The following is an 875-nucleotide window of genomic DNA, read 5'->3' as shown; positions in this document are numbered from 1 at the left end:
TTTACTAAGCCAAGCCTTTATTACTTGACTTATTGTAGAGAAAGTATCGGCTTATGTGAATAAGTTTTAAGTAAATATCAAGTTTATTTGAAAACTTTTCTATTTTTCTTAATATTTATCCTTGTTATTCAGTGAGTCTTGATTCTAAATCAGAGAAATTCCTCCCACAATGATGCAAAACTATATCGTTATAATAGGCACTAGATTCCTAAAACTTGTTATTAGAATACATATTTATAGCTTACACTAAAGCGAACAGGGTTATATGCTCCGACTATACCAAATTCAGATAAATCTTTTTTATCGTCCTCAGATAAACTATCAAAACCTTGGAAACCAATTACACTATATGTAAGTAATGGTAGTTTCGCTGTGATATCTATTCTGGAGTTTTCACCTAGTCCTACACTAAAGCCAGCTCTTGCATAAATTGGGAAAGTAGCTCCTAATATCAACGGAGAAAGACCAAGAGATTGTGTCGTGAAACTATAACCACCGCCTGCTCCTACAAAGACTCCAAAAGACACAGAGCTTCCCTTGATAAGATCTGCCATAAAGTCAAAATTAATATTCATATTTACATCATGCAAAGATTCACTATTAACATAAGCTTGCCCATAACCAAGCCCTAAGAATGTTCTTATACCTATTCGCTCACCAAAGAACCATTGTCCACCAATATCAATGTCAGCATTCCAACCCTCTAGTGTAGAATCTATGAAATTCTTATAGGAATCACTAGCAAAGCCATTACTAAAAGTGGCAACACCTCTACTATACCCACCCTCAACACCTAAGAAAAATCTCGCTTCTGCAAGAGAAGCACTCAAACTAAAGCTGATTACACCTAATGCTAATAACTTTTTCATAAATAA

Annotated in this window: 1 protein-coding gene; it reads right to left on the bottom strand. The window is 34.4% G+C overall.

What is annotated here, in order from left to right; all coding sequences use genetic code 11:
• Nucleotides 1-221: 221 nt before the first annotated feature.
• The coding region (locus CQA66_RS09080; RefSeq protein WP_115582665.1) for an outer membrane beta-barrel protein at nucleotides 222-875 on the bottom strand (654 nt) is incomplete at its 5' end.

It is taken from the genome of Helicobacter aurati (genome assembly GCF_003364265.1).
Taxonomy (GTDB): domain Bacteria; phylum Campylobacterota; class Campylobacteria; order Campylobacterales; family Helicobacteraceae; genus Helicobacter_A; species Helicobacter_A aurati.
The sequence above is the reverse complement of the archived record's forward strand: the minus strand, read 5'-3'. Positions and strand labels throughout refer to the sequence as shown.